Source organism: Xanthobacter sp. 91 (genome assembly GCF_000702385.1).
In the GTDB taxonomy this organism is placed as follows: Bacteria; Pseudomonadota; Alphaproteobacteria; order Rhizobiales; family Xanthobacteraceae; genus Xanthobacter; species Xanthobacter aminoxidans.
The window spans coordinates 4,092,806-4,115,517 of record NZ_JNIB01000001.1 but is presented as its reverse complement, the minus strand read 5'-3'; the positions used below and the strand labels follow the sequence as shown (position 1 = coordinate 4,115,517).

Annotated in this window: 18 protein-coding genes; 9 read left to right on the top strand and 9 right to left on the bottom strand. The window is 69.7% G+C overall.

What is annotated here, in order from left to right; genetic code table 11:
• Positions 1-79: 79 nt before the first annotated feature.
• The 6 genes from A37E_RS25490 to A37E_RS0119280 all read left to right on the top strand — a co-directional run bounded on the left by A37E_RS25490 (position 80) and on the right by A37E_RS0119280 (position 8,578).
• Complete coding sequence (locus tag A37E_RS25490) at positions 80-2,482, top strand: PAS domain-containing protein (protein WP_038193403.1); 2,403 nt, start codon at positions 80-82, stop codon at positions 2,480-2,482.
• Positions 2,483-2,681: 199 nt separating this feature from the next.
• On the top strand, positions 2,682-2,915 hold the full coding sequence (locus tag A37E_RS26600) for a (2Fe-2S)-binding protein (protein ID WP_081762651.1): 234 nt from the start codon (positions 2,682-2,684) through the stop codon (positions 2,913-2,915).
• A 127-nt stretch (positions 2,916-3,042) separates the two neighbouring features.
• Positions 3,043-3,525, top strand: a complete 483-nt coding sequence (gene bfr / locus A37E_RS0119295) for a bacterioferritin (protein WP_024279492.1) — start codon at positions 3,043-3,045, stop codon at positions 3,523-3,525.
• Positions 3,526-3,770: 245 nt separating this feature from the next.
• Entirely contained in the window at positions 3,771-4,796 is a 1,026-nt protein-coding gene (locus tag A37E_RS0119290; protein WP_029558107.1) for an extracellular solute-binding protein, read from the top strand.
• Positions 4,797-4,802: 6 nt separating this feature from the next.
• Positions 4,803-6,524, top strand: a complete 1,722-nt coding sequence (locus tag A37E_RS0119285) for an iron ABC transporter permease (RefSeq protein WP_029558106.1) — start codon at positions 4,803-4,805, stop codon at positions 6,522-6,524.
• Between the two features lie 137 nt (positions 6,525-6,661).
• Positions 6,662-8,578: an AsmA-like C-terminal region-containing protein gene (locus A37E_RS0119280; RefSeq protein WP_029558105.1), complete on the top strand. Its 1,917-nt coding sequence runs from the start codon at positions 6,662-6,664 to the stop codon at positions 8,576-8,578.
• Positions 8,579-8,669: 91 nt separating this feature from the next.
• Here the strand turns inward: A37E_RS0119280 and A37E_RS0119275 are convergent, their stop codons facing one another.
• From A37E_RS0119275 to A37E_RS0119250, 6 genes are all read right to left on the bottom strand, one after another.
• On the bottom strand, positions 8,670-9,263 hold the full coding sequence (locus A37E_RS0119275; RefSeq protein WP_051679186.1) for an invasion-associated locus B family protein: 594 nt from the start codon (positions 9,261-9,263) through the stop codon (positions 8,670-8,672).
• Between the two features lie 206 nt (positions 9,264-9,469).
• On the bottom strand, positions 9,470-11,764 hold the full coding sequence (gene xdhB, locus A37E_RS0119270) for a xanthine dehydrogenase molybdopterin binding subunit (RefSeq protein ID WP_038193390.1): 2,295 nt from the start codon (positions 11,762-11,764) through the stop codon (positions 9,470-9,472).
• Positions 11,761-13,176, bottom strand: a complete 1,416-nt coding sequence (gene xdhA, locus A37E_RS0119265) for a xanthine dehydrogenase small subunit (protein ID WP_029558102.1) — start codon at positions 13,174-13,176, stop codon at positions 11,761-11,763. The genes xdhB and xdhA overlap by 4 nt, the downstream gene beginning before the upstream one ends.
• Before the next feature lie 4 nt (positions 13,177-13,180).
• The gene (locus A37E_RS0119260) at positions 13,181-13,954 is read right to left on the bottom strand and encodes an ABC transporter permease (protein WP_024279499.1); all 774 of its coding nucleotides are present in this window, start codon (positions 13,952-13,954) and stop codon (positions 13,181-13,183) included.
• Between the two features lie 4 nt (positions 13,955-13,958).
• Positions 13,959-14,741 (bottom strand): ABC transporter ATP-binding protein, encoded by a 783-nt coding sequence (locus A37E_RS0119255; protein WP_029558101.1) that lies wholly within the window; start codon positions 14,739-14,741, stop codon positions 13,959-13,961.
• A gap of 203 nt (positions 14,742-14,944) precedes the next feature.
• Complete coding sequence (locus tag A37E_RS0119250) at positions 14,945-15,952, bottom strand: ABC transporter substrate-binding protein (RefSeq protein WP_029558099.1); 1,008 nt, start codon at positions 15,950-15,952, stop codon at positions 14,945-14,947.
• A gap of 252 nt (positions 15,953-16,204) precedes the next feature.
• On the opposite strand from A37E_RS0119250, the gene A37E_RS0119245 reads away from it, so the two are divergent.
• Positions 16,205-17,383, top strand: a complete 1,179-nt coding sequence (locus A37E_RS0119245; protein WP_029558098.1) for a hypothetical protein — start codon at positions 16,205-16,207, stop codon at positions 17,381-17,383.
• 6 nt (positions 17,384-17,389) lie between these two features.
• Here A37E_RS0119245 and A37E_RS27245 read toward each other — a convergent pair whose 3' ends face one another.
• Both A37E_RS27245 and A37E_RS0119235 read right to left on the bottom strand, forming a co-directional pair.
• Positions 17,390-18,427: a FecR family protein gene (locus A37E_RS27245; protein ID WP_051679185.1), complete on the bottom strand. Its 1,038-nt coding sequence runs from the start codon at positions 18,425-18,427 to the stop codon at positions 17,390-17,392.
• A gap of 13 nt (positions 18,428-18,440) precedes the next feature.
• The gene (locus A37E_RS0119235; protein WP_051679184.1) at positions 18,441-19,763 is read right to left on the bottom strand and encodes a tetratricopeptide repeat protein; all 1,323 of its coding nucleotides are present in this window, start codon (positions 19,761-19,763) and stop codon (positions 18,441-18,443) included.
• A 419-nt stretch (positions 19,764-20,182) separates the two neighbouring features.
• Here A37E_RS0119235 and A37E_RS0119230 point away from each other — a divergent pair, with 419 nt between their 5' ends.
• Positions 20,183-21,115, top strand: coding sequence for a ring-cleaving dioxygenase (locus tag A37E_RS0119230; RefSeq protein WP_029558094.1), 933 nt, complete (start codon positions 20,183-20,185; stop codon positions 21,113-21,115).
• 68 nt (positions 21,116-21,183) lie between these two features.
• Positions 21,184-21,846 carry an alpha/beta hydrolase gene (locus A37E_RS0119225; protein ID WP_051679183.1) on the top strand — a complete coding sequence of 221 codons (663 nt, stop codon included), beginning with the start codon at positions 21,184-21,186 and terminating at the stop codon, positions 21,844-21,846.
• 16 nt (positions 21,847-21,862) lie between these two features.
• Here A37E_RS0119225 and A37E_RS26095 read toward each other — a convergent pair whose 3' ends face one another.
• Complete coding sequence (locus A37E_RS26095) at positions 21,863-22,648, bottom strand: SGNH/GDSL hydrolase family protein (protein WP_051679182.1); 786 nt, start codon at positions 22,646-22,648, stop codon at positions 21,863-21,865.
• Between the last annotated feature and the right edge of the window lie 64 nt (positions 22,649-22,712).

The window sequence follows — 22,712 nt, the reverse complement described above, 5'->3', positions numbered from 1 at the left end:
AATGGCGGCGAGAATATGAGCCGGCGGGGTGGTCCCGCCTTTGTTCCCTCATCCTCCGCAAGGTGCGATCCTGCAAACGATGACGCAGCACCACGGCAGCCCGGACGACCCGTCTCTCCTCTCCGGGGAGAGCGTGGAGGCCATCGCGTCCGCTCTTCCAGGCGCGGAGGCGGTGCTGGCGCCCCTCGCGCGGCAGGAATTCGTCTCCTTCCTTCTTGATCTCGGCACCGGGCGCATGCTGGCGGCGACGTCGGCGGCCGCCCGGCTCGCGATCGCGCCCGGAGAACCGGCGCCCGAGCCAGTGATGACGGCGGCCACCCGCCTCGCCCGGCGCACCGCCGCCGGCTTCGGCGTGGCGCGGCTGCGCCTGCCCGGGGATCTCTCGCCCCGCACCCTGCGCTTTGCCGCCCTCGCTTTGCCCTCCGGCCCCGCCATCCTGTTCGCGGACCCGGCCGCATTCGCGCCCGCCCCGCCCTCGCCTGCGCTCCCCGCGGCGGCCCCGGCCGTGCCGGCGGCGCTGCGCCCGCTTCTGGCCCAGCCGCTGCGCGTGACCTGGGAGAGCGATGCGGATGGCCGCCTGCGCGCGCTGTCCCCCCTGTTCGCGGCGGCGCTCGGCAGCCGCTCGGGCACCTTCATCGGCGCGAGCTTCGCGGAGCTGGAGCGCGACGGACACCTGACCGACGCCGACGCGCTCATCGACGCCATGGCCTCGGGCGAAAGCTTCACCGAGCGCACGGCGACGGTGCCGCCGGTGGGCGTCGAATCTCCGCTCGACCTCAGCCTCGGCGGCGCGCCGCTGTTCGATGCGGAGCGCCGGCTCAAGGGGGTGCGCGGCTTCGGCATCGTTTCGGCGGCGGAGACGCCTCTTCCCCTGCCGCCGAAAGCCCCGCAGGCAAGTGCACCGGCCCCTCAGCCCCCGGTCGCCTTCGGCCGCAACGTGGTACCACTCCGGCAGGGCAGCCTGTCGCCGCAGGAAAGCTCCGCCTTCCGCGAGATCGCCCGGACCCTGGCCGCGGCCATCGAGGACTGGCCGAGAATTCCGCCGGACACCCATTCGCCCGACCAAATGGACGCCGCATACGCCGAGCCCGAGCCCCCGCCCGCCTCCGGCGACGAGGCGGAATTGCTGGACAAGCTTCCGGTGAGCCTGCTGGTGCAGCAGGAGGGAGAGCTAGTGCACGCCAACCGGGCCTTTCTCGCCCTGACCGGCTGGAGCGGACTGGATGCGTTGGCGGAGGCCGGCGGGCTTGAGCGGGTCCTCTCCCGCGAATCCGGCGCCCTCCATGTGCTGACGCCCGACGGAGCCCGCCTGCCGGTGGAAGTGCGCCTCGTCGCCGCGCCGTTCCTCGGCCGGCCCGCGCTGATCCATGTCATCCGCGCCCTCGACACCACCGACGACGACCGCGAGGCCCGCGCGAGCGCCCGCCGCGCGGCGCTCGACATGGTGCCCTGGCCGGTCTTCCTGCTGGAGATGGACGGCACCATCCGCCTCGCCAATTTCGCGGCGGCCGAGCGGCTGGGCTTTCCCGCCCATGACCTTGCCGGCGAGCCCTTCACCATCGCCGTCGCCCCGACCGACCGCGCCGACGCCGTGGCCACCCTCGACCGCGTGCGGGACGACGGGGCCTCCGCGCAGGTCGCGCTCGCTCTGCGCAATCGCGAAGGCGACATGCTGCCGGGGTTGGCGGCCGTGACCCGCGCCGGCGCCGAGGACCAGATCCTGTGCGTCGTCATCGGTCCCGTGCCGCAGCAGCCCGAGCCGGCGCCGTTGGCGGTGCCCGTTGCGGTGCCCGAACCGGAACCGGCGGTGAATCTCCTTCCGCGCCTCGCCGGCCGCCTGCGCGCCGGGCTTGAAGGCCCCATGGCGATCCTGCGCGAAGCGCCCGCCGAGGCCCTGAGCGATCCGCTGCGGGGCGCCCTCAAGTCCCTCAACGCCGCCCTCGACGACCTCAACGCGCTCTCGCAGCCGACAGCACCGGCGGAAGCTGTCACCTGCGACGTGTCGGCGGCAGTGCGCGCCGCCGTGGCCGCGCTTCTTCCGGCCGCCCGGCGGCGGCGGCTGGCACTGCGCCTCGACGACGCCGGAGGGGTCACGGCCCTGGCCGCCGAAGCCCCGCTCGCGGAACTCGTGGCAATGCTGGTGGAAGAGGCCGTGGCGGCCACGCCGGCCGGCGGCGCGGTGGCCGTCTCGGTCTTCGCCGAGGACGAAGGTGATGGAGGACCGCGCGCCAAGGTGCAGCTGAGCGATGCCGGCGCGGGCCTTGACGCAACGGCGGCTGCGGCGGCCCTCGATCCGCTGTCCGGCCTCTCGCCGGACGACCGCTTCGCCGCGGACGGTCGCCCACTGCGTCTGACCCGCATGGCGGAAGCTGCGCGGGCGCTGGGCGGATCGCTTGAGATCGATCCGGTCGGGATGTCTCAGGCCGGTGAAGACCTGGGCCGGCGTCGCGGCATGATCGCGCGGCTCACCTTGCCCGCCTGAGCCTGCGAAGGTGTTCAACCACCAATGGGGTGGTATCCGCACAATGGAACTACTCCATTGTGCTGGCAAAAGCCTGTCTGAACGGCCCTCGACCCACCATGTCGCATATGTACGGAGTTGACGGGTCCGGCCGTCCTCTGCGAAAAATGCAATAGAAACAAGTTTTTAGAAGCCTTCCAAGTTAGCTTCGGGCCGTGCCATGATCGTTTGTTCATGCAACGTCTTTTCAGACCGGCAGGTGCTTGATGCGCTTGCGGGAACCCCATTGCGCTCCCCCAGCGAAGTTTATCGCTGCCTCGGCTGCTCGCCCCAGTGCGGACGCTGCGCCCGGACCATCCGCACGCTGATGGATCAGGTGCAGGCGCACGATTGCGGTGCCTGCGCGGACGAATGTCCCGTTGCGGGACTTACCGGAATGGTCGCCGCCGAATAAGCTTCCTAGAAGGGTGCCCGAACGCCCGGCGAACAACCGGCGGTGTGGTCGGGTACCTTGCCACCACATTAGAATTAGTCTAACGCTTAATCCAAACTAACTGTCCTTACGGCATCAGGAGCTGAGAATGAAGGGCGATCCGAAGGTTATTGAATACCTCAATCGGGGCCTGCGCTCTGAGCTGACCGCCATCAATCAGTACTGGCTCCATTACCGGATGCTCGACAATTGGGGCTACAAGGCGCTGGCCAAGAAGTGGCGCGCCGAGTCCATCGAGGAGATGGTGCACGCGGACAAGTTCACCGACCGCATCCTGTTCCTCGACGGCTTCCCGAACATGCAGGTGCTCGATCCCCTGCGAATCGGCCAGGACGTGAAGGAAATCCTCGACTGCGATCTCGCCGCCGAGCTCGATGCCCGCGCCCTCTACCAGGAAGCGGCCGCCTACTGCCAGACGGTGAAGGACTATCCGAGCCGCGACCTCTTCGAGGAGCTGATGGCGGACGAGGAAGGCCACATCGACTTCCTTGAGACCCAGCTCGATCTCGTATCCAAGCTCGGCCTCCAGCTCTACGCCCAGCACCACATCGGCGAGCTCGACGAGGACTGATCCTCCTCCGCCCGTCCGATATCAACGCAAAGCCCGGCTCTCACGCCGGGCTTTTTGCTTTGTGAGGCCCGATAGTCTGGAGAAAGTATAAACTGGCCCCACTGCGCGCAAAGCGTTTCGGAATTAGATGATTTCCAATGTTTCCGGGCTCACGTCCTTCTTCATTGACCCTTCGTAACGCGCCGGGCTAGCCAATTCTCCATCGTCTTGTCGTGCTCGCTCCGAGCCCGCGTGTGGGGATTTCAATGGGTCGCTTTCATCTCTTGCGCAGCCTTCTCGCCGGTGGCGCACTGCTTGTCGCGGCGCAGGGCGCCAGCGCGCAGCAGGTCGTCAACGTCTACACCACCCGCGAGCCCGGGCTGGCCGCTCCCCTGTTCGAGGCCTTCACCAAGGCCACGGGCATCGAGGTGAAGAGCGTCTTCATCAAGGACGGCCTCGCCGAGCGCGTGAAAGCGGAGGGCGCCAGCTCCCCCGCCGACGTGCTGATGACCGTGGACGTGGGCAATCTGCTCGACGTGGTGGATGCCGGCGTCACCCAGCCGGTGACCTCCCCTGCCCTCTCTGCCATTCCCGCGAACCTGCGCGATCCGGCCGGCAACTGGTATGCCCTCTCCCTGCGCGCCCGTCTCGTCTATGCGGCGAAGGACGAGGTGAAGCTCTCCGCCATCACCTATGAGGACCTCGCCGATCCCAAGTGGAAGGGCAAGGTCTGCATCCGCTCCGGCCAGCACCCCTACAATGTGGGGCTGGTGGCGGCCTACATCGTCCATCACGGTGAGGAGAAGGCCGAGGCGTGGCTGCGCGGCCTGAAGGCGAACCTTGCCCGCAAGCCCGCCGGCGGCGACCGCGAAGGCGCCCGCGACATCCTCGGCGGCATCTGCGATCTGGCGGTGGGCAATTCCTACTATGTGGGCCTGATGCGCTCGGGCAAGGGCGGCGCCGACCAGAAGAAGTGGGGCGACGGCATCAACGTGCTGCTTCCCACCTTCCAGGGCGGCGGCACCCATGTGAACGTCTCCGGCGCCGCCGTGGCCAAGAACGCGCCCCACAAGGACGCCGCGGTGAAGCTGCTGGAATTCGCCATCTCCCCGGAGATGCAGGCCATCTATGCCAAGCAGAACCTGGAATATCCGGTGATCGCCTCGGCCGAGGTCGATCCCATCATCGGCGCGCTGGGGCCGCTCAAGGTCGATCCCATCCCGCTGGTGGACATCGCCAAGAACCGCAAGCGCGCCAGCGAGCTCATCGACAAGGTCGGCTTCGACAACTGACGGGCGATGGCTGAGACCGCATTGACCGGCGAGCCGCGCGCGACGCGGCTCCGCCTTCCCCGCCACCTCTCCCCGCTCCTTCTGGCGTCGGGATTGGTGGCTCTTTTCGTTCTGCTGCCCCTCCTCGCCCTCGCCGGCATCGCCGCGCGCGGATCGGGAGACATGTGGCCCCACCTCATCGCCACCGTGCTGCCCGATGCGCTGGCCGAGACCGGCCTGCTGGTGCTCGGTGTCGGCGTGGTGACGCTGGTGGTGGCGGTGCCGTGCGCCTGGCTGGTGGCCACCTGCACCTTCCCCGGCCGCTCGGTGCTGGAATGGGCACTGCTGCTGCCGCTGGCCGTGCCGGGCTACATCGTCGCCTTCTCCTATCTCGACGTGCTGCACCCCCTCGGGCCGGTGCAGGAGGCGCTGCGCGCGATGCTCGGCATAACCAGCCCGCGCGGCCTGCGCCTGCCGGATGTGCGCTCCACCGGCGGTTGCATCTTCGTGCTGTCGGCGGTGCTCTACCCTTACGTCTACCTCTCGGCGCGGGCGAGCTTCGTGCTGCAGTCGGCGGCCGCGCTGGAAGTGGCGCGCACGCTGGGCGCCAGCCGCTGGCGCGCCTTCCTGCGCATCGGCCTCCCGCTGGCCCGCCCGGCCATCGTGGCGGGCCTGACCTTGGTGCTGCTGGAGGTGCTGGGCGATATCGGCGCCTCCGAATTCCTCGGCGTGCGCACCCTCACCGTCTCCATCTATTCCACCTGGGTGAACCGCTCGAACCTGCCCGGCGCGGCACAGATCGCCCTCGTCATGCTCGCCCTCGTGCTGGGGCTGATCCTGCTGGAGCGCTGGGCGCGGCGCGCCCGACGGTTCGTCGCCACCGGCTCGGCCCGGCCACAGGCGCCGCTGCGGCTGACCGGGCTTCAGGGCCTCGCCGCCGCCGCCTTCTGCGCCCTGCCGGTCATGCTCGGCTTCCTGGTGCCGTTGCTGCACCTCTCCATCTCGGCGGCGCGGCGGATGGCGGAGACCGGCTTTCCCACCCGCATCCTCGGAGAAGCCGCCACCACCGCCGCCCTCGCCGCCGGCACGGTGACCCTCGCCCTCGGCCTCGGCCTCGTGGTGGCGCTGGGGCAGCGGCTGACGCGCGCGCCGCTCGCCTCCGGCTTCGCGCGGGTGGCGAGCCTCGGCTATGCGGTACCGGGCACCGTGCTCGCCGTCGGCCTGCTCAGCCCCCTCGCCGGCTTCGACAACATGCTGGACGCCGCGATGAGGCAGGCCTTCGGCATCTCCACCGGCCTCCTCCTGTCGGGCTCGGGAGCCGCGCTGGTGGCGGCACTCGCCATCCGCTTCCTCGCCATCCCCGTCGGCGGCATCGAGGCGGGATTCGCCAAGCTCTCCCCGCATCTCGACATGGCCGCCCGCAGCCTCGGATCGTCGCAGCCGCGCACCGTGCGCCGGGTGCTGCTGCCGCTGCTGCGGCCGGCCCTCGCCACCGCCGCCCTTCTGGTGTTCGTCGATGCCATGAAGGAGCTGCCGGCCACCCTGCTGCTGCGTCCGCTCGGTTTCGAGACACTGGCCACCCACGTCTATGGGGAGGCGGCGCGCGGCACCTATGAGGATGGAGCGCTGGCGGCGCTGGTGATTCTCCTCGTCGGGCTGGGGCCGGTGATGCTGCTCGCCCGCATGTCCTCGTCCGCCCTAGGCGCTTCGGCGGACGGCACGCGCGGCAGCGCCTCGGCCCGCGACTGACCGGCGCGCCGGCCCACCCCGAAGCCCCCAGCCATCAAAGCGACACAGAGCCCGCTAAAGGTGCGGCCACGATCCAACGTGGCCTCAGGCGTCGCGCGCATCGCCCCGCCTGCTCCCTCGGAGACCTCTGTATCTTCATGCTGCGTGTCGGCCAGAACACCCGCCGGGCCGGGCTCATCGCTGCATCCGTGCTGGGCGCGGGGGCCGCGCTGCTGCTCGTCGCCATGGCGGTGCTGCCCCTGCTGGTGCCGGCCGCCGAGCTGCGGCGGGTGGCGGCGCAGGCGCTTGCCGGCTCGACGGGCCAGAAGGTGGAGATTCTCGGCGAGCCGACGATTCGCCTCTTCCCCTCGCCGCGCGTGGTGCTCGGCAAAGTCAGCTTCCCGCTCCCCGCCGGCCAGTCGCTCGATGCCGAGAACGTGGTCACGCGGCTCGACCTGCTCCAGCTCGTCGCCGGACGGGTGGCCGTGAACGACGTGATCGTCGAGCATCCGACCCTCGTCCTCACCGGCGAAGGCATGGCGCCCGCCCTGGGGATCGCGCCGGTGCTCGCCGCCACCGACCGGCCGGAGCTGCGCATCATCGACGGCACCATCGCCTGGCGCTCCAGCAGCGGCCTGACCCGCGAACTGGTGAGCGGCATCACGGCGAGCCTCGACCGGGTGCTTGACCGCGCCGGCATCGCCGTCGCCGTCCAGTTCGACTGGCGCGAGCAGCCGGTGAACGCGACGCTCTTCATCGACGACATCACCGCCTTCATGGCCGGCACGCCGGCGCCCATGCGCGTGACCGTGGCGACGGACGGCGCCAAGGCCCGCTTCCACGGCCGCGCCGCCCTCGGCAAGGCCCCCACCATGGACGGCGCGGTGACGGCGGACGCGGATTCGCTGCGTGACCTGTTCGACTGGGCCGGCATGGAAGCGCCCACGCGCAGCGGCTTCGGGTCCTTCTCCCTCGCCTCCCGCCTGAAGTTGGAGAAGGGCGAGGTGGCCCTGACCGAGGCGAGTGTCGATCTCGACGGCAACCGCGGCGATGGCGGCCTTCTGGTGAAGGTCTCCGGCCCACGCCCGCTCATCCAGGGCACGTTCGCCGCCGATCACATCACGTTCGCTCCCTACGGCGCCATGCGCCTGACGGGCGGCGAGCGGCAGGGCTGGGACCGGGGGGCGGTCGATCTCTCCGCCCTCGGCGCCTGCGACCTCGACCTCAGGCTTTCGGCGGCCCGGGTGGACGTGGGCGACACCGCGCTCTCCACCGTCGCCGCCAGTGCCGTTCTGACCGCCGGCCGGCTCGTGCTCGCCATCGGCGAAGCCCACGGCTGGGGCGGCGTGCTGCGCGCGTCCCTGACCCTCGCCCCCGCTCCGCCCGACGCGGCCGCCCCCCAGGCCCGCCGTTCTGCGGGCGCGGAGCTGCGGCTTGAGGCGGAAGCGAACGACGTGGAACTCGCCCGCGCCCTCGACGACATCGGCGGCTTTCGCCGCATCGACGGCACCGGGACACTCCAGCTCGACGTGACGGGGGCCGGGCGCAGCATCCAGGACATTGCCGCGAACCTTCAGGGCAGCGCGGCTCTCAGCGCGGCCAACGGCTATCTCAACGGTTTCGACGTGGCGCAGCTGCTGCAGCGCATCGAGCGGCGGCCCCTCTCCGCGGCCAGCGACTGGCGCGGCGGACGCACCGCCTTCACCGAACTCAACGGCCGCATCGCCATCAGCGACGGTGTGGGCACGGTGGAGGAGCTGGTCATGCGCGGGCCGCGCGCGCAGATCGACATGACCGGCTCGCTCTCCATCGCCCAGCGCGCGCTGGACCTCGCCGGCCACGCCGCGCTGCCGGCGACCAAGGGCGCGAAGACCGGCGCCATCGACCTGCCGTTCAGCGTCCGCGGCCCCTGGGACGAGCCGAGCATCATGGCCGACCCGCTCAGCCTCATCGAGCGCTCCGGCGCGGCGCTGCCGCTGCTGGAGGCGGTGAAGGCCCGTTCTGCCGCCCCCGCCGCCGAGCGGGCGATGGATGGCGGCGCAGCGGCGGCCCCGCAGCAGCCTCCGGCGAACTGACAACGCTCGCACCAGACAGAACGTAAGCGGAAACGAAAAAGGCCGGCGCGCTGGCACCGGCCTTAAATCCTGTTTGCCTGCGGCAGAGAAATCAGCCCTTGAGGCTGGCCTGCATGGCGGCGCCGAGGCCCTTGAACGAGAGCGGCAGGATGACCGGGCGGCGCGAACCGTCCTCGAACACGATCTCACCCTTGCCGGAGCTGGCCTTGAGCGCCGTGAGCTGATCCTGCGTCAGCTCGGTGGAGGCGACGCAATGCTGGCCGCAGCGCTTGAAGGTCAGCACCACATCCGCGACGCCGGGCACCTTCAAAGAGACGTTTGAGGGCAGCCACACGCCGGGCGGGGTGAGGACGATGAGGCGCACCGGCCCACTCTTCTCGGCCCGCACGGCGACGTGAGCGAGGATATGGGCGAGGTCGGGGGTCTGCAGGGTCTGCACCGCCTCGCAGCCGCGCTTGTCGTCCTTGCCCTTGCAGCGGACGGTCCAGTCGTCGTGTACCGAATGGGTCTCAGTGGGATCGGCAAGAGCAGCAGCAGGAGCAGCAGCAGGAGCAGCAGCAGGCGCAGCGGCCGGAGCCGGCGCGGCGGCCGTCTGGGCGGCGGCGGGAAGGGTGAAGGCCGAGGCGGCAAGGACAGCAGACAGGAGCGAGAGACGGAAGGAGGGGATGAGACCGGTAAGCGCCATCTTTTACGTCCTCTCAATCGCACCCGCGCCCCGCAGCGGTGCCTCGCCGGGACATACCGACACCGGCCCCGCGAGGCAACGCAAATCGCGGCGGGACACCCCCTGACACTCGGGAAGGCGGCGCCCAAAGCACCGTCCCGCAGGGACAGCCCGACGCGATAATGGTATCGAATTACAGCATGCCGCACGCCCCGGCGTCTGGGCGTTCACCCCCGCGCCCTGTCCTCGCGCCGTGCGGCCACTGCGGCCAGCACACGCTCTGGCGTCGCTGGAGCGTCGAGCTTCACGGGACCTGCGCCCGGCAGGCCGGCGATGGCGTCGCGGATGGCCAGCCACGCCGAGATGGCGAGCATCAGCGGCGGCTCGCCCACCGCCTTGGAGCGCAGCACCGTCTCTTCCGCGTTCGGCTTGTCGAGCAGGTGGACGTTGAGCACCGGCGGCACGTCGCGCGAGCCGGGGATCTTGTAGGTGGAGGGGCCGCGCGTGGCGAGGCGGCCGTTGGCGTCCCACTTCAGTTCCTCGCAGGTGAGCCAGCCCATGCCCTGCACGAAGGCGCCCTCGATCTGGCCGATGTCGATGGCCGGGTTCAGCGAGCGCCCGCAATCGCCCACGATCTCGGCCCTGAGCACCCGCACCGCGCCGGAGAGCGTATCCACCGCCACCTCGGCGGCGGCGGCGCCATAGGTGTAATAATAGAAGGGCCGCCCTTCCGACTTCGCCATGTCGAAGTGGATCTTCGGCGTCTTGTAGAAGCCGGTGGCAGAGAGCGGCACGCGCTGCTGCCACGCCATGTGCGCGGCCTCGCCGAAGGAGAGCCTGCGATTGCCCACGCTCACGCGTCCCTCGACGAACGCCACCTCTTCCGCTGGCACGTCGAAATGCGCCGCGACCACCTCGGCCATGCGGCCCCGAATCTCCTTCGCCGCGATCAGCGCCGCCATGCCGTTGAGGTCGGAGCCCGAAGAGGCCGCCGTGGGGGAGGTGTTGGGCACCTTCGCGGTGCTGGTGGCGGAGACGCGCACATGGTCGAGCGGAATGCCGAAGGCGTCCGCCACCACCTGCGCCACCTTCACGAACAGCCCCTGCCCCATCTCGGTGCCGCCATGGTTCAGATGGACCGAGCCGTCCGTATAGACATGCACCAGCGCGCCCGCCTGGTTCAGCGTCGTCAGGTTGAAGGAGACGCCGAACTTGATGGGCATGGTGGCGAGGCCCTTGCGGATCACCGGGCTCCGCGCGTTGAAGGCGTCGATTTCGGCGCGCCATGCGGCAAGGTTCGCCTTGGCATCGAGATGGGCCATGGCCTCCTCGATCAGGCTGTCCTCCACCTCCTGCCCATAGGGCGTGATGTTGCGCGGGGCATCGCCATAATGGTTGGCGGCCCGCACGGCCTCGATGGGCTTGCCGAGGTAGCGGGCGATCTCGTCCATCACCGCCTCGATGGCGAGCATCCCCTGTGGCGCGCCGAAGCCGCGGAAGGCGGTGTTGGAGACGGTGTTGGTCTTCACCAGCACGCCGCGGAAGCGCGTCGCCGGGATGAAATAGCAATTGTCCGCATGGCAGAGCGCGCGGGAGACCACGGCGGGCGAGAGGTCCGCCACATTGCCGCAATCGGCGGCGAATTCCATATCGAGCCCGGAGATGCGGCCTTCCGCATCGAAACCCGCCTCCCAGCGGACGCGGAAGGGATGGCGCTTGCCGGTGGCTTCCATGTCCACCTCGCGCGGCAGGCGCAGCTTCACCGGCTTGCCGGCGTGATGGGCGAGCAGGGCCGCGATGGCGGCGATGATGGTGGCCTGGCTCTCCTTGCCGCCGAACGCCCCACCCATACGCCGCACCTCCACCGTCACCGCAGCGAACGGCAGGCCCAGCACATGGGCGACGCCGTGCTGCGCCTCGGTCGGATGTTGCGTGGAGGAATAGACCTGCATGTCCCGCTCCTCGCCGGGAATGGCGATGGCGATCTGCCCTTCCAGATAGAAATGATCCTGCCCGCCGCATCGCACCTCGCCGGAGAGGCGCAAGGGCGCGCCGGCCAGTGCGGACGCCACATCGCCCCGCCCCACCTGCTGGTCCGGCGCGACGCGGGCGCCGGCCGCATAGGCCGCATCGAGATCGAGCAGCGCGGGCAGCGCCTCATATTCCACCCGCACCAGCGCCGCGGCGGCGCGGGCGGCATCGAGGGTCGGCGCGGCCACGGCGGCGACGGGATGGCCCACATAGTCCGCCTCGCCCGCCGCCAGCAGCGGCTCACCGGTGCGGATGGGCGCGATGTCGTTGACGCCGGGAATGTCGCCCGCCGCCACCGCCACCACGCCCGGCAGAGCGCGAGCAGCCGAGAGGTCGATGGAGACGATGCGCGCGCGGGCATGGGGGCTCAGCACCAGCGCCGCATGAAGGAGGCCGGGCGGCTCCGGCATGTCGTCGAGATAGATGGCGCGGCCGCTCACATGGGCGTTGGCGCTTTCGTGGCGGGCGGGGACATGGACGGCGCGAGTCATAGCGCCTCCAACTCGAGTGGCACGCCGGGGCGCGTGGTGGCGATGTGGAGGCGGCGCACCAGATTGGCGGCGGCGGTGAGGCGATAGGCGGCGCTGGCGCGGTGGTCGGAGAGGGGCGAGAAGTCGGCGGCGAGGGCCGCCTCGATGCCTTCGGGCAGCGCATCGGCCCATGGCGCGCCGGTGAGGAGCGTTTCCAGAGCGGAAGCACGCTTCGCTCGGTCAGCCATGCCGCCGAAGGCCGCCGCGAAAGACATCATCCGTCCACCGTCCACCCGCAGGCGAAAGGCGCCGAGCAAGGTGGAGATGTCCTGATCGAACCGGCGGGAGAGCTTCCAGGCAAAGAGCTGCTCGCCCTCCGCGAGGCGCGGCAGACGAAGCGCGGCGATCACCTCGTCCGGCGCGAGCGCGGTCTTCCGATAGCCGGTGAGGAAATCCGCGACGGTCATGCGCCGCATCCCGGAGGGTCCGGCCAACTCCACCTCAGCATCCAGCGCCAGCAGCACCGGCAGCGTGTCGCCCACCGGCGAGGCGGTGCCGAGGTTGCCGCCGAAAGTCCCCATGGTGCGGATCTGCCGCGAGCCGATGCGGCGGATGAGGGCGCCGAAGGCGGGAAACGCCGCCTCCACCGTCTCCAGCGCATCCGCATAGGTGACGGCGGCGCCGAGCACCAGCACTTCGCCCTCCCACCCGATCCGCTTCAGTTCGGCGACGCGGCGGGTGGAGAGGACGAGGGGGAAGCCCTGCCGCTTCTTTGCGGGGATGAGGCCGAGATCGGTGGCGCCGGCGATCAGCGTCGCGGCGGGATAGGCGGTACGCAGCGACACCAATTCCGAAAGGGTCTGCGGCACGAGATGCAGTTCGCCCTGTGCCGCGATGCGGGTGTTGGGGACCGACGGGACCGACACAGGCCCCGCTATCGGCGGCGCGGCGCAGAGCGCGCGGGCGGCATCGACGATGGGGCGATAGCCGGTGCAGCGGCAGAGATTGCCGGCCAGCGCCTCATGGATGTCGGCATCGTTCACCGGCGCATCGGCCGCCCGCCCCTTCGTCAGGGCGTAGAGCGACATGACGATGCCCGGCGTGCAGAATCCGCATTGGGTGCCGTCGCTTTCGGCCAGCACGGTCTGGACGGGATGGAGGCCGGACGGGCCGGCAAGCCCCTCCACCGTCTTCACCTCGGTGCCGTCGATCTGGGAGAGCAGCAGGATGCAGGAATTGGCGACCTGCCAGCGCATCGCCCCGCGTTCCTGCCGACCGAGGGCGATGGTGCAGGCGCCGCAATCGCCTTCCGCGCAGCCTTCCTTGGTGCCGGTGAGGCGGCGGCGGGTGCGCAGGAAGTCCAGCACCGTCATGGAGGGGGCGGCATCCGCCACCTCGATCCGCTCGCCGTTCAGGACGAAGGCGATGGCCACGCTTTCAGCCTCCCGCGCTCTGGGACGAGCGGAAGGCCCAGGCCACCATACGCCGCTCGAACACGGCGAAGATCGCGTACATGAGGATGCCCTGGATGGCGAGGGAGATCAGGCCGGCGAACACCAGCGGCATCTGGAAGTTCGAGCCCGCCTGCACCATGAGATGTCCCACCCCCGCATTGGCGCCGATGGTCTCGGACACCACCGCACCGACGAAGGCGAGCGTGATGCCCACCTTGAGCGCCCCGAAGAGATAGGGCCCGGTGCGGGGAATGCCAACCTTGCGCATGATGTCGAGCTTGGAGGCGCCGAGCGCGCGCAGCACGTCTTCCAGCTCCGGCTCCGTGGTGGCAAGGCCCGTGGCCACGTTCACCACGATGGGGAAGAAGGAGATGAGGAAGGCGGTGAGGATGGCCGGCACCTCGCCGATGCCGAACCACATGATGAGGATGGGCACCACCGCGACCTTGGGCACGGAATTGAAACCGATCATCACCGGATAGAGCCCGCGATAGATGGTGCGCGACCAGCCCACCACCACGCCCAGCGCGATGCCGAACACCACCGCGATGGCAAATCCCGCCATGGTGGTCCACAGGGTGACGAAGGAGTTCTTCAGCAACGGCCACCAGTATTTCACCATGGCGGCGAAAATCTCGGTGGGCGCCGGCAGGATGAAGGTATCGATCTTGAACAGCCGGCAGGCCGCCTCCCAGATCACGAACAATGCGACGGTGAAATAGACGGGGGCGAGGTTCTCAACGGAGAGCTTTTTCATCATCTCACGCCGCCTGCCGCACTTCGGCGATCTTGTTGCGCAGCTCGTGGACCAATCCGGTGAATTCGGCCCGGTAGCAGACATCGAGGTCGCGCGGCCGGGGGAACGGCACCTGCCGCGTCTCCACGATGCGGCCGGGGCGCGCGCTCATGACGTGGATGGTGTCGGCGAGGAAGGCCGCCTCGCGCAGGTCATGGGTGACGAGGATGACGGTGAAACCGAATTCCTGCCACAGGTCGCGCAGCACGCACCACAATTCCTCCCGCGTGAAGGCGTCCAGCGCGGCAAAGGGCTCGTCCAGCATCAGCAGCGCCGGCTGGTGGATGAGCGAGCGGCAGAGCGAGGCGCGCTGCTGCATGCCGCCGGACATCTCCCAGGGAAAACGGTCGGCGAAGGCGCCGAGGCCCACCACGTTGAGCAACGCCATGGCCTTGTCCTGAAACGCGGCCTTGTCGCGGGAGAAGCGGCGGCGATAGGGCTCGACGATCTCCAGCGGCAGCATCACGTTCTGCAGCACGGTGCGCCACGGCAGGAGGTTGGCGTGCTGAAAGGCCATGCCCGCCACCTTCACCGGCCCCTTCACCTCCGCGCCATCGATGGAGACGGTGCCGGATGTGGGGCGGATCAGGCCGGTGACGAGCTTCATCAGCGTGGACTTGCCGCAGCCCGAAGGCCCCACCACCGCCGCGAACTCGCCCTTGCGCACAGTCAGCGTGGTGCCGGCCAGCGCCGTCACCGGGCCGGTGCGGCCGGGGTAGGTGAGGGTCACATTGTCGAGGACGATCACGGGGAGGCCTTTCGGTTCGGCGTCGGCCACTCCCCGGACAAGCGACACCGCAGGTGGAGCGCCGATCCGGGGTCCAGGGGAAAAGTCGGCGAAGCCGGCGATCGCCCCGGCGGCCTCAGGTCAGGTCGCCTTCGGCGATCCCTTGCGCTGGACCCCGGCTCGCATTCCGCTGTCGCTGCATGCGTCCGGGGTACGAAATCGCGTCACATCTTCCGCTCGCTCGCCGGCGGCAGGAACTCGCTGGTGAAGATGTCCGCCGCCGTGGGCTTGGCCTTGAACTCGTAGGTGACGCCCACCTGATCGATGGACTTCGCCAGCCGCGCCGGGTCCACGTCGCCGGTGCCGTTGGCCTTCACCCAGTCGGTGACGATGTTGTCCTTCAGCGCCATTTCAAGGCGAGCGAGTTCGATGGCCTCGTCGGCCGTCTCGTTGCGCTTCATCACGGACTTGATGGCGCTCTTGGGGTCCTTCGCCGTGTCGATGATGCCCTTGATGGTGGCCTTCACGAAGCCCTTCACCACCTCGGGGTGCGCCTTGGCGAAGTCGGGGTTCACCATGATGGCGTTGCCGTAGAGCACGAGGCCGTGCTTGGACATGAGCATCACCGCGATGTCGTCCGCCGGCACGCCCTTCTGGCGCAGGTTGAAGAAGGAGGAGAAGGAGAAGCCGGTGATGGCGTCCACCTTGCCGTCGGCCAGCATGGGCTCGCGTACGGGGAAGCCGATGTTCTCGATCTTCACCTTCTCGGCGTCGATGCCGTTCTCCTTCACGAAGGCCTTCCACTGGGCGAAGGCACCGTCCGGCGCAGGGGCGCCGAGGATCTTGCCCTCGAGGTCCTTCGGCTTGGTGATGCCGGTCTTCTTCAGGCTGACGATGGCGAAGGGCGGCTCGTCATAGACCATCTGGACGGCGGTGACCTTCTTGTCCGGGTTCTGGTCCCGGAACTTCATCAGCGAGTTGATGTCGAAGAAGCCGATGGGATAGGTGCCCGCCGCCACACGCGCGATGCCGGCCACCGAGCCGGGGCCGCTGTCGATGGTGACGTTGAGCCCCTCGGCCTTGTAGTAGCCCTTGTCCAGCGCCACGAAATAGGGGGCGGACGGCCCCTCGAACTTCCAGTCGAGCGCGAATTTCACGTCGGTCTCAGCCAGCGCGGGCGCCGCTGCCAGGGTGGCGAGAACGGCGGCGAACACGGAACGCATCAGGCCCATGAAAAAGCTCCTCGGTTTCGCTGCCGTGGACTGCAACCGCCATGCCAGCGGCCCCGCACGCCGTAGCGGCAGGCCACGGGCGCCCGGACCGTCGCGGATCGGCCACTGCCGCACGATGAGGCAGGCAGCCTCTGCCCTCAAGATCGGCAGATTGCTTAGGCCATAAGCAAACTGCGCTCTTCCCACCCTGCTGGACAGATCCCGCCGCCTGGGCCACTCCATCAATGACAGATGCCGACAAGCGGAGGGGCCATGGCACGGCGGGTGCTGCTCACCTGGGAACAGGGCGCGGGGTTCGGCCACACCATCCAGCTGGCGCGGCTCGGCCGGCGGCTCGCCGAAGCGGGCGCGGAGGTGGCGGCCGCGGTGCGCCACCTGCAGAATGCCGGGCCGCTGGCCGAAGCTGGCATCCGCCTGATGCAGGCGCCGCCGTGGCCCGCCCCTGCCCCGCGCGCTGGCGACCATATCCCGGCCTCGGCGACGCTGACCGACAGCCTCGCCCGCGTGGGCCTGCGCGATCCCGACAGCGTGCGCCCGGTGCTGCGCGCGTGGCGCGACCTGATGGATGTGGAGCGGCCGGACCTGGTGGTCTGCGACTATGCCCCCCTCGCCGGGCTTGCCGCGCGCGGGCGCTGCCCGGTGATGCAGGTGAGCACGGCCTATTGCCTGCCGCCGGCGGACCTCGAAGCCATGCCGGTGTTCCACGATTTCATGCCGTCCCAGCATCCGGATGGCGAAGTGGTCGCGGCGGTCAACACCGCGCTGGCGGATACGGGCCTTGCCCCCATCGACCGCATCGGTGCCCTCTTCACCGGCGATGACGCCTTCGTGCGCAGCTTCCAGCTGCTCGATCCCTACGCGGACCTGCGCAGCCGGCAGGCGGAAGGCCCGGTGATGACCGAGGCCATGCGCGAGGCGTCACCCGATGCCCGCACCGTCTTCGCCTATGTCCACACCGACGTGGCCTCGCGACCGGACATAGCCGCGGTGCTGATGGCGCTGGCCCCACGGCTGGAAATCTTCGTGCCGGGCGTCGACCGCTCCTGGCTCGCGCCGCTCTCGGCGGCCGGGGCCATCGTGCATGGGCGGCCGGTGTCCATGGCGGAGGCCATGACCCGAACCCGCCTGCTGATCCATCAGGGCAGCGCCGGGGTGGCGGCGGATGCGCTGGCGGCGGGCGTGCCGCAAGTCACCTTCTCGGTGCATGTGGAACACTGGCTGAACGGCGAGGCGCTTGCCGCCGCAGGGCTCAGCCGCAATTTCCCGCTGTTCCATCCCGATGCACGGGTTGCGCCGGGGCCGGTTCTGGCCGCGCTGGCAGACAGGGACATGGCCATGATCGCCGCGGCGGCCGGCCGGATGCACCGGGCGGAACTCGCCGCCGGCGATCCGCTGGACACGCTGACGGAGCGCTGCCGCGCGCTGCTCTAGGCTCGCTCAGTAGCCGATCGGCCCGCCGCCACCGCCGCCGATAGGTCCACCGCCGCCCCCTCCCCCGCCGCCACCGGGGAAGCCCGGAAAGCCCGGGATATTGGGGAAGGTCGGCAGGTTGGGGAAGCTCGGGAAGCCGCCCCCGCCGCCATAGCCGCCGGGGAAGCCGCCGCCGCCACCGTAGCCATAGGGCGGCGGGGTGACGGGAATGACGACATTGCCCTGGTTCTGCTGGGAGGCCTGCTGGGCGATGGTGTCCGCCTCGCCCTGAAGCTCGGTGTTCACGGACCGGCAGGTCGCCGCCGCGAGGTCCATGGTGGTCTGCCCCTGCACCGGCACGCCGCACGGATGGCTCGAACCGCGGTCGAGGCCGGTCGTGTCCGCGACCGGGCCGCGGCGCCCGCCGGTCTGGCCGGTCTGGCTGCGGGTCTGGGCGATGACCGCATCGATCTGGGCCTGCGACACGCGCACCGGGCCCGTCATGCCACCGCGCCCGACCGTGACCATGAAGCCGGGCCGGCGGATCACCACCGTCTCCCCGCCCGGCCCCACCACGGTGAGGGTGCCGAACTGGAGGATGGCCTGGGTCTCGCCGTCGCGGTGGATGATGGCCGCGACGCCGCCGCGGATGCCGATGGTCGCCACCGGCGTCTTCACCTCGGCCCCGCCGGTGTGGCTGGCATTGCCGCCGACGAAGCGCGCCGCGCCCTTGGTGAGGGTGAGCGCCATGGAGCCGGCCTTGGCGTTGGGGTCGTAAACGAACTCGTCGATGACGAGGTTCGAATTGGGGCCGATGTTCAGCGTGGTCTTGTCCACGAACAGGACCTGAACGCTGCCGGCGGAACTGGTCTCGATGCGCTCGCGGTGGATGATGCTGGAGCCAAGCTCCAGCGTCCGCACGCCCGACCCGGCATTGCCGGTGGAGCGGGGATTGACCGCGGCGGCCGTGCCGACGCTGTTCTGCGCAAGGGCCGGGCCGGTGGCGGACACGATGGCGAGGGAGGCGACCGAAGCCAGGAGACGGGCGGGGGTGCTGATGGGCATGATGCGTTGCTCCTCAGAACCGCACGTTCGGGCCGATGGAAACGCTGAAATTGTCGAACGCATAGTTCGGCAAGGTCGATGTGGACCAGCTGTACTGGACCTGCGTCAGCAGCCCCCACTGCTCGTGGACCGGAACGTCCAGTGCGAGGCCGACCCGGTACTGGTTGTCCTGTTCCGTGATGAACCTGGTGATGAACGGGTTTGGCGCATCATAATTGTAGCGTGTGTAGCCGACGCTCGGGATGACGATCCAGCGCTTCACGCCCCACAGGCCCTGGAACTCGAACGGCAGCGCGAGGTCCACCGCGAAGGTGTTGTAGGAGTACCAGGGCAGGTCGCCCGAGGCGTCGTTGTAGGAGAGCCGCGCGCGCCAGCGCCAATCGTCGGTGATGCGGCCGAAGGCGTTGCCGCCCACCGTCCACATCTCGCCGCTCTGGAAGGAGGCGGTGGGATAATCCTGCGACGACTGGTAGTCGCGCTGGCGGATCTCCGCGAAGGGCTCCAGCCCGAACCAGGCGCTGAACGGCAGATAGAGCGATACGCCCGCGCCGTAGGTGCCGAGATAGCCCGATCCGCCCAGCGCCACGCCGCCCGCAAGCACATAGGCGCGGATGGACGAGCCCGGCAGCGCGTCCGGCGCCAGCGCGAAGCGCGGACCGGTGTTGAATTCGGCAAAGCCCAGGTTCAGCTGCTGCAGTTGGAACTGCTGCGAATAATAGAGATTAAGGTTGGTTTCCCAGACATCGCCGCGCTGGTTGCCGAAGTCATAGACGTGGCGGATGGAGGCGAGCGCGAAGGCGTTGCCGTCCGCCTGCGCGGCCGCGCTCGGCGGCAGCAGCGCGCCCACGTCCTGCCCGATCACGAGGCGGCTGGAGGGGCCGTAATTGGCGTTGGACTGGTAGCGCACGCCCACCTGCCCGTAGACACTCCACTGGTTGGTGGAGAGGCGGCGGTCGATCTCCACCAGATAGGCGGCGATATTGTCCCGCTCCTGCCCGGTCAGTTCCGGCGACTGGGCGATGGGCTCGAAATAGGCGCGCGCGGATTCATAGGAGCCGAGCCGGTAATAGAGCCGCGCCAGCTCGAGGCGCACGCGGACCAGCTTGGGATTGTAGAAGAGAATGCGCTCGTAGACGCCGATGGCGGCCTCGTAGTCGCCCACCTCCACCGCACGCCGGGCAAGGCGGAAGGCCAGTTCCACGTCCGCAGGACGCTTCATGGACTGGTCGAACAGGGTGTTGAATTCAGGGTCGGAATCCGCCAGCGCGGTTTGCTGCGCTGCCAGCGCCGGTCCCGCCAGCACGCTCAGCGCCACAGCCAGCACGCTGCCGCGCACGGACGCCCTCGCCCCCAAGCTACCCCTGCTCGGGTCCGCAACCCGAGTATTGTACCGCTTCACCAGCATGCCTGACCATCCGGCTTTTGCTGGCAAGGCCCCGCCCCTTGCCCATGCAGCGATCCTTACCATTGCGGGTGCCGGAAGGGGATTCCGAGCGCCGGACAAGCCAAGGATTCATGCGCATTTCCGTGAGGTAAAAGCATTTTTGCCACAGGCCCCTGCGGGACGCGCCACGATCATACCGCCACGCAATCCTGTCCTCGCAATTCGCAGGACAGCGCGCCTGGGACCGCCCGAACCCCTCGCATTTTCAGATTGCAAAGATGCAATGAATGTAGACTTCAATTCCGTCAGCGCTTGCATAAATTGACTTCAACGGCGGCCACGGTGCCGCCCAGAGGATCAAGGAGCAGACCATGCGCAGCATCGGACTTCACCACGTCACCGCCATCGCCGGCCCGGCCCGTCGCAATCTGGACTTCTACACCCGCACCCTCGGGCTGCGGCTGGTGAAGAAGACCGTCAATTTCGACGATCCCGGCACCTATCACTTCTATTTCGGCGATGCCGCCGGCTCGCCCGGCTCCATCCTCACCTTCTTCCCCTGGGAAGCCACCGGCACCGGCCGGGCGGGCGTGGGCGAGACGCAGGAGACCGCGTTCCGCATCCCGGAAGCGGCGGTGAGCTACTGGACCGAACGCCTGATCACCGCCGGCCTTTCGCCGGACCTGCCGGAGAAGCGCTTCGGTGAGACGGTGATCGCCTTCAAGGACCCGGACGGGATGCGCATCGCCCTCGTCGGCGTCCCCGGCATCGAGGCCGAGCCCGCCTGGGCCGGCGGCGAGGTGCCGGAGGCGCACGCCATCCGCGGCATGCATTCCGTGACCCTCCTGTTGAAGGAGGCCGGCGCCACCGCGGACATCCTCACCGACGTGTTCGGCTTCGAGGAGGCCGGGCGCGAAGGCACCCGCATCCGCTACCGGGCGCCGGGGGTTGCGGTCGGCGGCATCGTGGACATCCGCGAGGCCGGCGGCTTCCTCTCCGGTCGCCAGGGACGCGGCAGCGTCCACCACATCGCCTTCCGCGCCGCTGACGACGCGGCCCAGGCCGAGATGGTGGAGAAGCTGACGGCCCGCCACGGCCGCCACGTCACCGAGCAGCGGGACCGGAACTACTTCCGCTCCGTCTACTTCCGCGAGCCCGGCGGCGTGCTGTTCGAGATCGCCACCGACGATCCCGGCTTCGCCGTGGACGAGGCGCCCGAGCATCTCGGCGAGGCGCTGAAGCTGCCGGCCCAGTACGAGGCGCACCGCGCCGAGATCGAGCGGGTTCTGCCGCAGGTCGCCTGAGTGGACAGGCCCGACACCCCATCATCGCCCGGCCGCACCAGCGGCCGGGCCGGAAAGGAACTGCCCCAATGACCACCGTTCCTGATGCGCTTGCCGCCCCCGCGCGGGGCGCCCTCTCCTTCACCCACCGCTTCGTGCCCGCCACCGATCCGGCCGCCGCACCGCTGCTGCTGCTCCATGGCACCGGCGGCGACGAGAATGATCTCATCCCCCTCGGCCGGATGCTCTCGCCCGGCGCGGCGTTGCTGTCGCCCCGCGGCAAGATCAGCGAAGGCGGAATGCCGCGCTTCTTCCGCCGGCTGGCGGAAGGCGTGTTCGATGAGGAAGACGTGGTGCGGCGCGCCCACGAGCTGGCCGATTTCATCGGCGAGGCGCGCACCGCCTATGGCCTTGCCGCCCCGGTGGCGGTGGGCTTCTCCAACGGCGCGAACATCGCCGCGGCCGTGCTGATGCTGCGTCCGGACGTGCTCTCCGGTGCGGCCCTGCTGCGGGCCATGGTGCCGCTGGCCAACCCGCCGGCGGGCACCCTTCCGGGAACGCCGGTGCTGATGCTCTCGGGCGCCGCCGACCCCATCGTGCCCGCGAACAACGCGGCCCGGCTGGCTGTCCAGCTCAATGAGCGGGGCGCCCGCGTGGAGCACCGCTCGCTGCCGGGCGGCCATGGCCTCACGCCCACCGACATGACGGCCATGCGCGACTGGCTCACGCGGACCGGCGCGGCGGCGGCCTGAGGCTCAGCGCGCCGGTTCAGCGTGCCGGCTTGGCCGAAGCCGTGCCGCCGCCACCGCCCTGCTTCGCCGCCGCGATGATGGCGGGTGCCAAAGCATCGGCGAGGCAGGCGTAGCCGGCGTCATTCATGTGAAAGCTGTCCCACGACAGGGTGCCGCGGAAACCCTTCGGGTCTTCCGCGGCCCACTGCTTCATCATGGCGTAGCGGCGCAGCAGCGGCACGCCGCGCGCCGAGGCCGCGGCATTCACCGCCGCGACGAACGCCTCATAGCGGGCGAGATCGTTGATGCCGGGGAAATACTGCTGGTCGATGACCACCACCGCTGCGCCCGACGCCGCGATGGCGGCGAGGCCATCCGCGACCGTGGCGCGCAGCCGGGTCGGATCGCCGCCGAAGATCACGTCGTTCGTCCCTACCTGCCACAGCACCAGTTGAGGCGCCGGCTGGGTCTGCACGAGCGACTTGAGGCGCGCCAGCGTGGACGGCCCGGTCTCTCCCGAGACGCCGGCATTCACCATGGCGACCCGCCCTTCGCCCAGTGCCGCTGTCAGGCGGCGGGCGAGCTGGCTCGGATAGTTGGTGTCGCCGCTCGATGCGCCCACGCCTGCCGTGGTTGAGGAGCCGATGGCGAGGATGCGCAGGGGCTGGCCCTCCCTGAGCGCCTTGACGCCGGCAGGCATGGAAAGCGCCGGCGAGGGCCGCGCCGTGCAGCCCGCGGCATGGGCGGCATTCGGCCCGCCGGCAACAAGGAAACCGCCCAGAACGGCGAGCAGCGGGACCGCAAGGAAACGAAGGCAGCGCATGGGGGAGGACCAATCCGGAAGAAACGGCGCCCGCCGGACGGGCGCCGGGGCGGATTGAACCCAA